The organism is Caldisalinibacter kiritimatiensis (assembly GCF_000387765.1).
Classification (GTDB): Bacteria; Bacillota; Clostridia; order Tissierellales; family Caldisalinibacteraceae; genus Caldisalinibacter; species Caldisalinibacter kiritimatiensis.
Map to the genome: position 1 here is coordinate 1 of NZ_ARZA01000205.1, position 13,752 is coordinate 13,752.

General features: G+C 31.6%; 15 protein-coding genes. All 15 read left to right on the top strand.

The annotated features are described in order from the left end of the window. The first annotated feature begins 140 nt into the window (after positions 1–140). Positions 141–1,829: an ATP-binding protein gene (locus L21TH_RS09250; protein ID WP_006314673.1), complete on the top strand. Its 1,689-nt coding sequence runs from the start codon at positions 141–143 to the stop codon at positions 1,827–1,829. Positions 1,830–1,891: 62 nt separating this feature from the next. Continuing rightward, positions 1,892–2,320 (top strand): type VII toxin-antitoxin system MntA family adenylyltransferase antitoxin, encoded by a 429-nt coding sequence (gene mntA / locus L21TH_RS09255; RefSeq protein WP_423219139.1) that lies wholly within the window; start codon positions 1,892–1,894, stop codon positions 2,318–2,320. A gap of 4 nt (positions 2,321–2,324) precedes the next feature. Beyond that, entirely contained in the window at positions 2,325–2,744 is a 420-nt protein-coding gene (gene hepT, locus L21TH_RS09260; RefSeq protein WP_006314676.1) for a type VII toxin-antitoxin system HepT family RNase toxin, read from the top strand. A 103-nt stretch (positions 2,745–2,847) separates the two neighbouring features. Next, entirely contained in the window at positions 2,848–3,255 is a 408-nt protein-coding gene (locus tag L21TH_RS09265; RefSeq protein ID WP_006314680.1) for a hypothetical protein, read from the top strand. A gap of 323 nt (positions 3,256–3,578) precedes the next feature. Beyond that, positions 3,579–4,547 carry an N-acetylglucosamine kinase gene (locus tag L21TH_RS09270; RefSeq protein WP_006314682.1) on the top strand — a complete coding sequence of 323 codons (969 nt, stop codon included), beginning with the start codon at positions 3,579–3,581 and terminating at the stop codon, positions 4,545–4,547. Then, a complete protein-coding gene (locus L21TH_RS09275; RefSeq protein WP_006314684.1) occupies positions 4,540–5,394 on the top strand; it encodes a MurR/RpiR family transcriptional regulator in 855 nt (284 codons plus the stop codon). Before L21TH_RS09270 ends, L21TH_RS09275 begins: the two co-directional genes overlap by 8 nt. 17 nt (positions 5,395–5,411) lie before the next feature. Next, positions 5,412–6,311: an N-acetylmuramic acid 6-phosphate etherase gene (gene murQ, locus L21TH_RS09280; RefSeq protein ID WP_006314686.1), complete on the top strand. Its 900-nt coding sequence runs from the start codon at positions 5,412–5,414 to the stop codon at positions 6,309–6,311. Between the two features lie 17 nt (positions 6,312–6,328). Next, positions 6,329–6,634 (top strand): PTS sugar transporter subunit IIB, encoded by a 306-nt coding sequence (locus tag L21TH_RS09285; protein ID WP_006314688.1) that lies wholly within the window; start codon positions 6,329–6,331, stop codon positions 6,632–6,634. 16 nt (positions 6,635–6,650) lie between these two features. Continuing rightward, a complete protein-coding gene (locus L21TH_RS09290) occupies positions 6,651–7,916 on the top strand; it encodes a PTS sugar transporter subunit IIC (protein WP_006314689.1) in 1,266 nt (421 codons plus the stop codon). Between the two features lie 97 nt (positions 7,917–8,013). Beyond that, a complete protein-coding gene (locus L21TH_RS09295) occupies positions 8,014–8,343 on the top strand; it encodes a PTS lactose/cellobiose transporter subunit IIA (RefSeq protein ID WP_006314690.1) in 330 nt (109 codons plus the stop codon). 2 nt (positions 8,344–8,345) lie between these two features. Then, entirely contained in the window at positions 8,346–9,653 is a 1,308-nt protein-coding gene (locus L21TH_RS09300) for a 6-phospho-beta-glucosidase (RefSeq protein WP_006314691.1), read from the top strand. Between the two features lie 19 nt (positions 9,654–9,672). Beyond that, the gene (gene chbG / locus L21TH_RS09305; protein WP_006314692.1) at positions 9,673–10,428 is read left to right on the top strand and encodes a chitin disaccharide deacetylase; all 756 of its coding nucleotides are present in this window, start codon (positions 9,673–9,675) and stop codon (positions 10,426–10,428) included. Position 10,429: 1 nt separating this feature from the next. After that, on the top strand, positions 10,430–11,593 hold the full coding sequence (locus tag L21TH_RS09310) for an anhydro-N-acetylmuramic acid kinase (RefSeq protein WP_006314693.1): 1,164 nt from the start codon (positions 10,430–10,432) through the stop codon (positions 11,591–11,593). A 7-nt stretch (positions 11,594–11,600) separates the two neighbouring features. Continuing rightward, on the top strand, positions 11,601–12,764 hold the full coding sequence (gene nagA, locus L21TH_RS09315) for an N-acetylglucosamine-6-phosphate deacetylase (protein WP_423219138.1): 1,164 nt from the start codon (positions 11,601–11,603) through the stop codon (positions 12,762–12,764). A 254-nt stretch (positions 12,765–13,018) separates the two neighbouring features. Continuing rightward, positions 13,019–13,744 (top strand): glucosamine-6-phosphate deaminase, encoded by a 726-nt coding sequence (gene nagB / locus L21TH_RS09320; RefSeq protein WP_006314697.1) that lies wholly within the window; start codon positions 13,019–13,021, stop codon positions 13,742–13,744. Positions 13,745–13,752 lie beyond the last annotated feature (8 nt).

Sequence of the window (13,752 nt, forward strand, 5' to 3'; positions counted from 1 at the left end):
TTAATCACAATTCTGATAAAATAGAACTATAGTTCTCAGTGTACAGCTCTTAGTTCTTAGACTAAAGCTCTTAGCAAAAACCTAAGAACTGTCAACTGTAAACTGTGATCTGAGAGCTAAAAAACAAGGTGGTGAAAAAGATGAAAATTCCCTACGGAATATCGAACTTTAAAAGTATGATAGAAGAAAACTACTTATATGTAGACAAAACAAAATATATAGAACTGATAGAAAAAGAAGCAAGTAAATATTTATTCTTTATAAGACCAAGAAGATTTGGTAAAAGTCTATTTTTATCAACACTACAAAACTATTATGATATAGAAGAAAAAGATAACTTCAATAAAATTTTCGGTAACCTATATATAGGAAAAAATCCAACAAAATTAAGAAATAGTTATTTAGTACTTAAGCTTAATTTTTCAGGATTAGATACAGAAAATAAAGAAAGATTAGAGTATTCGTTTAATGAAAGGCTTAAAAATTCAGCAGAAATGTTTTTTTATAGATATAAAAAGTACTTTAAAGATACAGAAGAAATAGAAAAAAACATATCAAATAGTAAAAGTGCAAGTGGAGTAATAGAAACAATAATTAACGAAGTTGAAAAAGTAGATAAACAAATGTACTTAATAATAGACGAGTATGACCATTTTGCCAACGACATAATAGCTATTGGAGACGGAGAATTTTACAAGGATATAATAAGGGCATCAGGATTTGTAAGAGATTTTTATGAAACGATAAAGATAGGAACAGAGAAAGTAATAGATAGAATATTTATAACAGGAATATCACCAATAATGTTAGATGATTTAACAAGCGGATTTAATATAGCTTCAAATATTACGATGGATGATAGCTTAAATGAAGCCTTAGGCTTTACAGAAGAAGAAGTAAAAGAAATAATGAAAAAACTTGATATAGATGAAGAAAAAATAGATATAAAATTAAAAGAGTACTATAATGGATATCTTTTTAGTCTAGATGGAAGAAAAAGAGTATATAATCCAGATATGATACTATACTATTTTAGCAAGTATAAAAGAAATAAAAGATTTCCAAGAGAACTAATAGATGATAACGTAAAAACCGACTATGGAAGACTACAAAGACTTACAAGGAACGAAAAAAACAGAAGAAAATTAGAAGAGATAATAAAAAATGAAGAGATAGTGACAGATATAGTAACAAGATTTTCCTTTGATAGAATGTATGACGAAGAATACTTTGTATCCCTATTATTCTACATGGGATTACTTACAATAGATAAACAATATAGAACAAAGACTATATTAAGAATTCCAAACTACGTGATAAAGACAATATTTTGGGAATATATAGAGAAGAGATTAAAGGAAAATTATCATATAAAATTAAATTTAAGGGATTTAAGAAATAGTATAGAAGATATGGCCTATGAGGGAAAAATAGAACCATTCATAGATTATATAAGTGAAAATGTATTAAAGAAATTATCCAATAGGGATTTAATAGGTTTTGATGAAAAATATATAAAGGTAATATTATTTGCATATTTAGCAGATTCAAAGGCCTATAGACCAATAAGTGAAAGAGAAGTGGAAAAGGGATATATAGACATATACTTAGAAAAGGACATCAGAATGCAAGATGTAGAATACGAGTGGATAATAGAGCTAAAGTATGTAAAGAAAAAGGATAAGGATAAATTAGAACAGATAAAAGAAGAGGGACTAAAACAACTAGAAAGATATGCAAAGAGTAAAGGCTACGAAAACAAAGAAAACCTGAAAAAAGCCTTAGTGATATTTATAGGAAAAGAAGAGTATACAGTTCTTAGTTCTTAGCTCTCGGCTCTCAGCTGTTAGCAAAACCCAAGTCCTAACAACTGTAAACTGTTAACTGTCAACTGCCAACTAAAAAACAAGGTGGTGAAAAAATGAATTCAGTTGACCAAATAAAGGAAATATTATTAGAATACAAAAATATTGCTTTTGCATATATATTTGGTTCGTTTGTTAGAAATAAAATGACAGAGCTAAGTGATATAGATATTGCAATATATTTATACAATGAAGAAATATCTACAGAAGATTATCTTAATCTCAAAACCAAATTAGAAGACAAGCTAAAAAAAGATGTAGATATAGCTATTTTAAATAATGCATCACCTTTATTAAAATTTGAAGTATGTAGAGAAGGCATCTTACTTTTTTCAAGGGATGAAATATTAGAGTCAAATTTTAAAGTACACACTTTATTTGAGTATGAAGATTTCAAGAAGTATAGAGACATGTTCTATAAAAATATGATAGAGAAGCTAAGAAAAGAGGTATAAAAACATGGTGAAAATAGAAGTTATTAAGGAACGATTAAATCAATTAATGATATCTATAGATAAGATAAAAAAATATCAAGCATTATCTTTAGAAGAATTTTTAAAAGATGATATAGCTCAAGACATTGTAGAGTATAATTTGTTTATAAGTATTAATATGATAATAGACATAGCTATGCATATAGTAACAGATGAAAACATGGGTTATCCAAATACATTTGGAGAAGCATTTAAAATATTATATAAAGAAAACTACATAGCAAAAGATGAATTAGAAATATATAAAAATATGATAGGATTTAGAAATATTTTATCCCATGAATATATAAGGATAAATAAGAAGCTTGTATATGAAGCAATGCAGAATAGATTAAAAGACTTAGAGAAATTTATATTATTTGTCAATGATAATTTTATGATATAATACAGATGTGATAGTTTTTCAGTATTTAGATATATCATGTTACAAATACATTTGACATATAAACTGGGCGAAAGAAAAAGTTAAAAAAGAAAGGAGGGTAAATATGGATAAAGTATTAAATCAGATATTAACAGAAATAAAATCTATTAACACCAAAATAGACTCACTAGATAATCGCATGGAATCTATGGAGAACAGAATGGAATCAATGGAGAACAGAATGGATTCCATGGAGAAACGAATGGATTCCATGGAAGAGCGTATGGAATCAATGGATAATCGTATCAGTAATTTAGAAATAGGTCAAACAGACATGAAGGCAGATATTAAGGAAATCAAGTTTAAAGTAACTGCAATCAATGACCAAACTGCTGTACTTACAGAATTTAGAACAGAAACCAATCAAAAACTAGACAAAATATCTGATGATGTTGAATTTTTAAAGCATGAAGAATATCAAACTAAACAGGATATCTTCAAGATAAAAAAACGATTCGATATTGTAAAGTAAAAGATTTGCAAATTACTTTACCTCACAATTTTGTGGGGGATTTTTATTGCCAAAGAAAGTATATGTACTATATATGCTATAATCAAGCTATATACAGGGGTTGCAGCATGGAGGAAATAATGGTAGAGACCTAAGAGAAATTGACCAAAACCTAAGAACTTGGAGCTAAGAACTGACAAATCGACTTTAGTCGAGCTTGTTTTCTGACACAAATACATGTAAAATTACTACACAAAAACAAAAAATAATTGAAAAATAACTACAAATACTGTATAATTATATTAACAGAACAACAAAATTGAAGTAGCAAAGAGGTGTGTTTCTTGAAATATATCATAGGAATAGATGGTGGCGGTACAAAGACTTTAGGTTATATAAGCAATATAGAAGGAAAAATTATTGGTAAAGCTACTAGTGGAGTAGCAAACTATCATTCAGTAGGACTAAAAAAAGTAAGAGAATCACTACTTCAACTAATAAATACTTTATGCGATATAAACAACATTAAAACAGATGACATAGCATTATTATCTTTAGGATTAGCAGGTGTAGATAGAAAAGAGGATAGACAATTAATATTAGATTTAATATCAAGCCTAGAATTAGACTGCAAAGTAGCATTAAATAATGATGCAAAAACTGCATTGGTTGGAGCTCATGGAAAAGAAGAAGGAATAATAACAATCTCAGGAACAGGTTCCATATCCTATGGTATAGATTCAGAAGGAAACACTATACGTGCAGGAGGATGGGGGCATATATTAGATGATGAAGGTAGTGGATATGATATTGGGTTAAAAGGTATCAAGGCAGTGGTAAGATATTATGATAATAGGGGAAAAAAGACAATACTGATAGATAAAGTACTAAAATTTTTAAACATGAAATCTCCAGATGAACTTATAAGCTATGTATATGGTAAAAACACCACTAAGTCTGATATAGCCAAAATAGCTCCAATAGTATGTGAATGTGCATTAGAAGGAGACGAAATATCACAGATAATTTTAGACCAAGCGGTTAATTCTTTAGTTGAGATGACTTCGGCAGTAATTGATAAATCTAATTTTAAAGATGAAAGGATAACGGTTTCTTATAATGGTGGAATATTAAATAACGCTAGTTATGTGCAAAAAGAGTTTATTAAAAGATTGAAATATCAGTATAAAAATATAGAGGTTTATAAACCTAAATTTGACCCTGCTATAGGAGCACTGATTATTGGATTTAGACAACTGAATATCAACTATGATATAAACAAAATAAAAAAGGAAGTGGATAGCTTTGGATAAAGGAATATTAACAAAGATAAAGCAAGGCTTTGACACATTTAGCCCATCAGAAAAGAAAGTAGGTCAATATATATTAGAAAATCCTGAAGAAACTATAGGATTATCTATAATGGAATTATCAAAAAAATGTAACACAAGTGAAGCTACAGTGATAAGATTTTGTAGAACCCTAAATTTAAAAGGATATCAAGAGTTGAAACTAGCAATTTCCATTGATCTTACAAAAAATAAAGAAAATAAAAGAATAATACATGAAGTAATAGATGCCGATGATTCACCAGAAATGATATTAGCTAAAATATCAGCAGGAAGTATAAAGGCTATAGAGGATACCCAAAATGTATTAAGCACAGAAGCTTTAGAAAAGGCTATAGAAGCCATTGACAATGCTAGGCGTATATACATTTTTAGTGCTGGAGCATCATCAGTGGTAGCATTAGATGCAAAATATAAGTTTATGAGAATCAATATACCAGTTGAAATGTATTTTGACAATCATATGCAACTAACAACTTCAGTACACGTTACAGAAAAGGATGTAGCAATCGGGATATCAAATTCAGGTAAAACCAAAGATGTACTCCAGGCTTTAAGTATAGCTAAAAATAAAGGTGCTACAACTATAGGTATCACACAGTATGGTAAATCTCCAATATGTAATGTATCAGATATTTTGTTGTTTACAGCAAATGTTGAAAATAATTTTAGAAGTGGAGCAATGGCTTCTAGAATAGCACAACTAAATATAATAGACAGTATTTTTATTGGTGTAGCTTGTAAAAGATATGATGAAGTAATAGAACATCTAAAGGCTACAAGGGAAGTAGTTGAGGATAAACAGTTTTAGCAGAACGGAGGTATATTATGGCTTGTGATTTAAATCAACTTATAACAGAAGCTCCAAATACAAAGACAATAGATATAGATAAAAAAACACCTATTGAAATATTGAAGTTAATGAACGAAGAAGATAAAAAGGTAGCTTTAGCAGTTGAAAGAGAATTACCTAATATTGCTCGAGCGGTAGAAAAAATAATAGAAGCATTTAACAAAGGAGGTAGACTTATATATATAGGTGCAGGTACAAGTGGTAGACTTGGAATATTAGATGCAGCAGAATGCCCACCTACATTTGGAACAGATCCAGAACAAGTTATAGGACTAATTGCAGGAGGACAGGATGCTTTAGTTAATGCTATTGAAGGGGCTGAAGATTCAACAGAAGCTGGAGTTAAAGACCTTAAAGACATTAACATTAGCAATAAGGATGTTATAGTAGGAATAGCGGCAAGTGGAAGAACTCCATATGTTATAGGAGCACTAACATATGCCAATGAAGTTGGAGCTACTACAGTTTCCCTTACTTGCAATCCAAATGCAGAAATAAATGAAATAGCTAGTATATCAATTGCTCCAGTAGTTGGCCCTGAAATTATCACAGGCTCAACAAGATTAAAGGCAGGCACAGCTCAAAAGATGGTACTAAATATGTTATCCACTGCATCTATGATAGGTGTTGGTAAAGTTTATAAAAATTTGATGGTAGATGTGCAGCCTACCAATAAAAAGTTAATAGAAAGGGCAAAAAGAATTGTTATGATGGCTACAGATGTAAGCTATCAAGAAGCAGAAAAGTTATTATTGAAGTCAAAATATAAACCTAAAGTTGCTATTATAATGAAAAAAGCTAAGTGTACATATGAAGAAGCTCTAGAGAGGTTAGAGAGAGGAAAGGGTTTTGTTCATAAAGCAATAACATTTTAATATAAGGGGGAATTGACATGAAAAAGATTTTATTAGTTTGCTCAGGAGGAATGTCTAGTGCCATTGTAGTCAAATCAATAGAAAAAGAAGCTTTAAAAGCAGGAATGGAACTAGAAGTGAAGGCAATTGGGACTGGACAATATGAAGATGAAGTAAGAGGGGGGTGGGATGTAGTTTTAGTAGCACCACAGGTGAGACATCGTATGCCGGTATTCGAAGCTACAGCTAAAGAATTAGGCATACCAATTGAAGTTATATCACCACAGGGTTATAGCCCAATGGGTGGACCAAAGGTATTAGCTCAAATCAAGAAAATGCTTTAAACAAAGGGGGATTAGTATGAATAAATTTTTTCAATTAATTGAAAAGGTTTTTATGGGTCCAATGACTAAACTTGCAGAACAAAGACATCTAAGAGCAATACGTGATGGGATAGTAGCAACCATACCATTAATCATAGTAGGTAGTTTCTTTTTAATCATAGCTTTTCCACCTATACCAGCATTAGCTGATTTAGTTAAGCCACATATAGGAAAAATCCTATTCCCATTTAGACTTACTATGGGACTCATGGCTTTATATGCTTCTTTTGGAATAGGCTATAGTTTAGCTAAGTCATATAAGCTAGACGGCATATCTGGTGGTATTTTAGCAATGGCATCATTTTTACTTACACTAATACCTCAATCAGTAGAAGGAATTGGTTGGGCATTGCCAATGGGCAATCTAGGTGGTACAGGAATGTTTGTAGCAATTATTATGTCTATATTTGCAGTTGAAGTGATGAGATTTTTACAACAGAGAAAGATTATGATTAAGATGCCAGAAGGAGTGCCTGATTCAGTTGCTAGATCCTTTGAAGCATTAATTCCAGCAGCAGTTGTAATAACAATTATATGGGTAGTAAGGCACTTATTAGATTTTGATATTCAATCCTTTATAATGAATTTATTTAAACCTTTAGTATATGCAAGTGATACATTAGGAGGAGTACTTATACCAATATTCCTTATAACTGTATTATGGTCAGCTGGTATCCATGGGGTTTCAGTTGTTGGTGCAATTGCAAGACCTTTCTGGTTAGTTTTACTAGATGAAAATGTTAAGGCAGCAACAGAAGGGGCGCAAGTTTTACCTCATATAGCACCAGAACCATTCTTCCAATGGTTTGTATGGATTGGTGGTTCAGGAGCAACTTTAGCATTAGTGATTCTTTTCCTAACATCAAAGGCAAAGTATTTAAAACAATTAGGAAAAGCAAGTATATTACCAGGTATTTGTAATATCAATGAACCGATAATATTCGGTGCACCAATTATGCTAAATCCAATACTAGTAATTCCATTTATAATTGGTCCAATAATCACTGGTATTATAAGTTACATAGCCATGGCTTTAAATCTAGTGGCTCGTCCATCGGTTATAGCACCTTGGACTTTACCAGCACCTATAGGAGCTTATATTGCAACTGGTGGTGATTGGAGATCAATTATATTAGTTCTAATTAATATTGCTATTATGCTTATAATATATTATCCATTCTTCAAAATGTATGAAAAGAAATTATTAGAAGAAGAAGCAAAAGAAGAAGCGATAACTGAATAATAGATGCACCAGCTTTGACTGGTGCTTTTCTGAAGAAGCAAGAAATAATTCTTGCTTCTTCAGAAAACAAAAACCAATGAATAAGGGGGAAATACAAATGAACTTAGAAGAAACAGTATTTTCAATAATAATACATGGAGGAAATGCAAGAGCTAAAGCATATGAAGCTTTAAAGGCAGCACAGGAGGGTGATTTTGATAAAGCAAACGAACACTTAGAAGAAGCAGATAAAGAGATAGGTATGGCTCATAAAATGCAAACGGATGTAATCCAAAAAGAGGCAGGAGGAGAAAAGGTAGATATATCAGTACTGTTTGTACATGCTCAAGATCATTTGATGACTGCAATATCTGAAAAAAGCCTTATAGAAAATATGGTGGATTTATATAAAAGAATCAATAAATTAGAAAACAAGAGGGAGGGCTAAGAATGAATGGTTTAAAAATTGCAGTTATAGGAGGAGGAAGTAGTTACACTCCTGAATTAATAGATGGATTTATTAAAAGAAGCAATGAATTACCTGTTAAGGAAATACATCTAGTCGATATAGAAGATGGCGAATCAAAATTAGATATAGTTGGTAACCTAGCAAAACGTATGGTGAAAAAAGCAGGACTTGATATAGATATTATTTTAACCTTAGATAGAAGAGCTGCAATAAAAGATGCTGATTTTGTTACTACTCAATTTCGTGTAGGAGGGCTTGAAGCAAGAGCAAGGGATGAAAGAATACCCCTTGAATATAACGTAATAGGACAAGAAACCACAGGACCTGGTGGTTTTGCAAAGGCTATGAGAACTATTCCTGTGATTTTAGATATATGCAAGGATATAGAAGAATTAGCTCCTAATGCTTGGCTTATAAACTTTACAAATCCAGCAGGATTGATAACAGAAGCTGTACATAGATATACAAATGTAAAAACTATAGGACTATGTAATGTACCTATTGGAATGGTTAATATGGTTGCAAAGATGCTAGAAGTAGATAGCAAAAGAATAAAGATAGACTTTGCTGGACTAAACCATCTTGTTTGGGGCAAAAGAGTATATCTAGATGGTAAAGATATAACAGATGAAGTTATAGAAAAACTATGTGATGGTGGTTCACTAACTATGAAGAATATACCAGACCTCAAATGGGATAAGGACTTTGTTAAGTCTTTAGGTATGATACCATGTCCATATCATAGATATTATTATATGACTGATGATTTAATTGAAGAAGAAAAGGAATCTGTAAAAACAGGCAAAGGAACTAGAGCAGAGCAGGTATTAAAAATAGAGAAGGAATTATTCGAGGTATACAAAGATCCAAATCTAAATCAGAAACCAGAGCAGCTAGAGAAACGAGGAGGTGCATATTACTCAGACGCAGCAGTTTCTCTAATAAGTGCTATTTATAATGATAAAAAGGAAGTACATACCGTAAATGTAAGAAATAATGGAGCTATTTCAAACTTACCAGATGATGTTGTAGTAGAAATAAATGCTATAGTGGACAAAACAGGAGCCCATGCCATAACAGTAGGACAACTACCACCAGAGGTAAATGGGTTAGTACAAGCTGCTAAAGCTTACGAATTATTAGCCGTAGAAGCGGGGGTTACTGGAGATTATGGTACTGCATTAAAATCCCTTGCTGCAAATCCATTAGTACCATCAGTTAAAATAGCAAAGAAACTATTAGATGATATAATTTCTGCAAATAAAGCATATCTTCCACAATTCAAATAAAAGTTTGGGAGGTTATAAAATGAAAAAACTCATAATAAATGCTGATGACTTTGGACTTACAACAGGATGCAATAAGGGGATATTATATGCAATGGAAAAGGGTGTAGTAACCAGTACCACTATAATGATAAATATGCCAAAGGCAGAAGAAACAATTAAAATGGCAAAAGAAAAAGGTATAAAAACACTAGGACTACATCTTACATTAACCTGTGGGAAACCAGTATTACCTATAACTGAAGTACCAACATTAGTAGATGAAAACGGTCAATTTTATAAAAGAAGGACAAAACTATTTCCAGTAATGAACCTTAATGAAGCCAAAAAAGAGTTAAAGGCACAAATAGAAAAATTCCTACAATCAGGCTTAGAATTGACCCACTTAGATAGCCATCATCATATACACATGTATGATGGAATAAGGGAAATAGTTGCTGAGCTTGCTAAAGAGTACAATGTAGCTGTAAGACAACCTAATGACGAAACAAAGGATTATCTAATTGATAATGGAATAAAAACAACAGATTATTTTTCAATGGAGTTCTATGGAGAAAAAGCAACATTAGAGAACTTAAAGAATATAATAGAGAATTTTGATAATGGAACCATAGAAATCATGGCTCATCCGGCATATGTAGACGAAGAACTTAGTAATATAAGTAGCTATAATAATAACAGACAAAGAGAATTAGAAATACTAACTAGTCAAGAGTTAATTCAATGGATTGACAAAGAAGGAATAAGGTTAATTACATATAAAGACTTAGGTGATTAATATGAAACGACTTTTAAAAGTCTATAATAAAAATAAAAAACTAATTATAGGTTTAATGTCAGGAACATCAGTAGATGCAGTAGATGCTGCCCTTGTTGAAATCGAAGGTAATGGTTTAAATACAAAGGTAAACTTAATAGAATTTCACAAAGAACCTATACCTAAAAAAATAAAGGAAGACATATTAAAGGCTTGTTCTATAAAAGATTCTTCTGTTGAGTTGATTTGTAGACTGAACTTTGAAGTCGGTGAAGTTTTTGCAAAAGCTGTACTTGAGATATGCAAATCAGCAGGTGTTTCTTCAGAAGAAATTGACCTTATAGGTTCCCATGGTCAGACAATATATCATATTCCACAAAATAGTACTTTGCAGATTGGAGAGCTTAGTTTAATAGCAGAAAGAACAGGAATAATTACAGTGGGGGATTTTCGTGTAAGGGATGTAGCAGCAGGAGGACATGGAGCTCCCCTTGTCCCTTATACAGAATATCTGTTATACAGAAATCCTAATAAAACTATAGCCCTGCAAAACATAGGTGGTATAGGCAATGTAACAGTTATTCCAAGAAACGGTACTATCAATGATGTATATGCCTTTGATACAGGACCAGGGAATATGATAATAGATGCTATAGTAAATGAAATGACTAACGGAGAACAAGAATATGATGATGAAGGTGAAATTGCAGCTAAGGGTAAGATAAACGAAGAAATGCTAAAGGAATTATTAAATCACCCTTATCTAAAAAATGAACCACCGAAAACAACAGGAAGAGAAGAATTTGGTATAGAATTCAGTAGACAAATTTTGAAAAGATATAGGGAAAAGGAATTAAAGGATATAGATATATTATCAACAGTTACATATTTTACAGCAAAAACAATTTCTGATAGCTATAAGAAATGGATTATACCAAAGGATAATATAGACCAAGTGGTAATTGGTGGTGGAGGTAGCTATAATAAGACTTTATTGAAAATGATAAAAGAAGAATTAAAGGAAATAGAGGTTATTACCCAAGAGGAGTTAGGATATTCAAGTGATGCCAAAGAAGCTATAGCATTTGCTATATTAGCAAATGAAACCATACATGGAAACACAAATAATTTACCAAAAGTAACAGGAGCCACAAAGCCTGTTGTAATGGGAAAAATAGTTTATTAAAAGTTAGGTGATACTATTGAAAAAAATATATGCCTTAATAAACGGAAAAATAATCCTTGAAAATAATATAATTGAAAACAAGGTATTAATATTTAATGAAAAAATAATAGACATATTAAATCCAAATGATTTAGATAAATATCCTAATGTAATACCTATAGACGTAAAAGGTAACTACATATCACCAGGGTTTATAGATATACACATACATGGTGCTGGTAGTAGTGATGCAATGGACGGTACACCAGAAGCAATAGAAAATATAAGTAAAACTGTAGCAAAAACAGGAACTACTTCATTTTTACCTGCTACTATGACCATGGATAAACAAAGTATATATAAAGCATTAGATGCAATAAAGAAAGGTATGAAAAACAAAACAACAGGAGCAAAAGTGTTAGGAGCACACCTAGAAGGACCCTTTATAAACGAAAAATATAAAGGAGCACAGGATTCTAAATATATAATGAAGCCAGATTATGATTTTATTAAAGACTATCTTGACGTTATAAAGATTATCACATTAGCTCCAGAGATGGACAATCAATATGAATTTATAACAAAAACAAAGGAAAATACCGATATAGTTTTATCAATAGGTCATTCAAATGCTACATACAGCGAAGCTAAAAAAGCTATAAAAAAGGGAATAAGCCACGGAACCCACTTGTTTAATGCAATGTCACCTATGCATCATAGAGAACCTGGAGTAGTAGGAGCTATATTTAATACTAATACAACGTGTGAACTAATAGCAGATAAAATCCATGTACATCCTGAATTATTTCAATTAATTTTAAATATCAAAGGAAAAAATAATTTAGTTTTAATAACAGATTCAATGAGAGCAGGAGGATTAAAAGAGGGTATATATGAACTAGGAGGACAAAAGGTAATAGTTAAAGATAATTCAGCTAGATTAGAAAACAACACTTTAGCTGGTAGTGTTCTTACATTAAATAAAGCAGTTAAAAACATATTAGATAATACGAAATTAAACTTAAATGAAGCAGTAAAATTAGTTACCCTTAACCCAGCTAAAGTGATAGGTATAGATGATAAAAAAGGAAGTATAGCTATAGGGAAAAACGCAGACATAACAGTTTTCAATAAAGACTTTAATATACATTTAACAATAGTGGAGGGAAATATAGCATACAACAATTTGTAGAACAGATATATTTTATACCTTAAAATTGTGTGTATAGCTTTACCGTTGTTGAGGGACGCCCACGTCCTACCATAATAAAGGAAGCACTTTCACCGTTGTTGAGGGACGCCCACGTCCTACCATAATAAAGGAAGCACTTTTACCGTTGTTGAGGGACGCCACGTCCTACCATAATAAAGGAGGACTTTTACCGTTGTTGAGGGACGCCCACGTCCCTCAACTAAACCTACCATAAAAAAAGGAGTGACTAATCCATGAAAATACTAATCGTAAATGACTACACTGAAATGAGTAGAAAAGCTGCAAACATCGTAGCGAGCCAAATAATACTTAAAAACGACAGCGTAATAGGGCTTGCAACAGGGGATACCCCAAAGGGAATGTATAAAGAATTAGTAAGACTATACAACAATGGTGACATAGATTTCACAGAAGTAAAAACATTTAACTTAGACGAATACTATGGATTAGATAAGACTAATTCTCAAAGTTATCATTATTATATGATGGAAAACTTATTTAATCATGTAAATATAAAAAGAGAAAATATCAATATACCAAATGGAATGGCAGAAAGCATAGAAAAGGAATGTGAAGAGTATGAAAGGAAAATCGAAGAAGCAGGTGGCATAGATCTTCAAGTATTGGGGATAGGAAGAAATGGACACATAGGATTTAACGAACCTGACCTTAAATTCGAAGCCAAAACCCATCTTGTAAGATTAGACGATGACACAATAAAAGCAAATTCAAGATTTTTTGAGTCAATAGAAGAAGTACCTACATTAGCAATAAGTATGGGGATTAAAACTATAATGCATGCAAGAAAGATAATACTATTAGCATCCGGAGAAGGAAAAGCAGAAGCTATATATAAAACAGTAAAGGGTAAAATAACTCCGGAAATGCCTGCATCAGTTCTACAGCTTCATCCAGATGTAACACTTATAGTAGATAAAAAAGCAGCTTCACTATTATAAACAGGGGG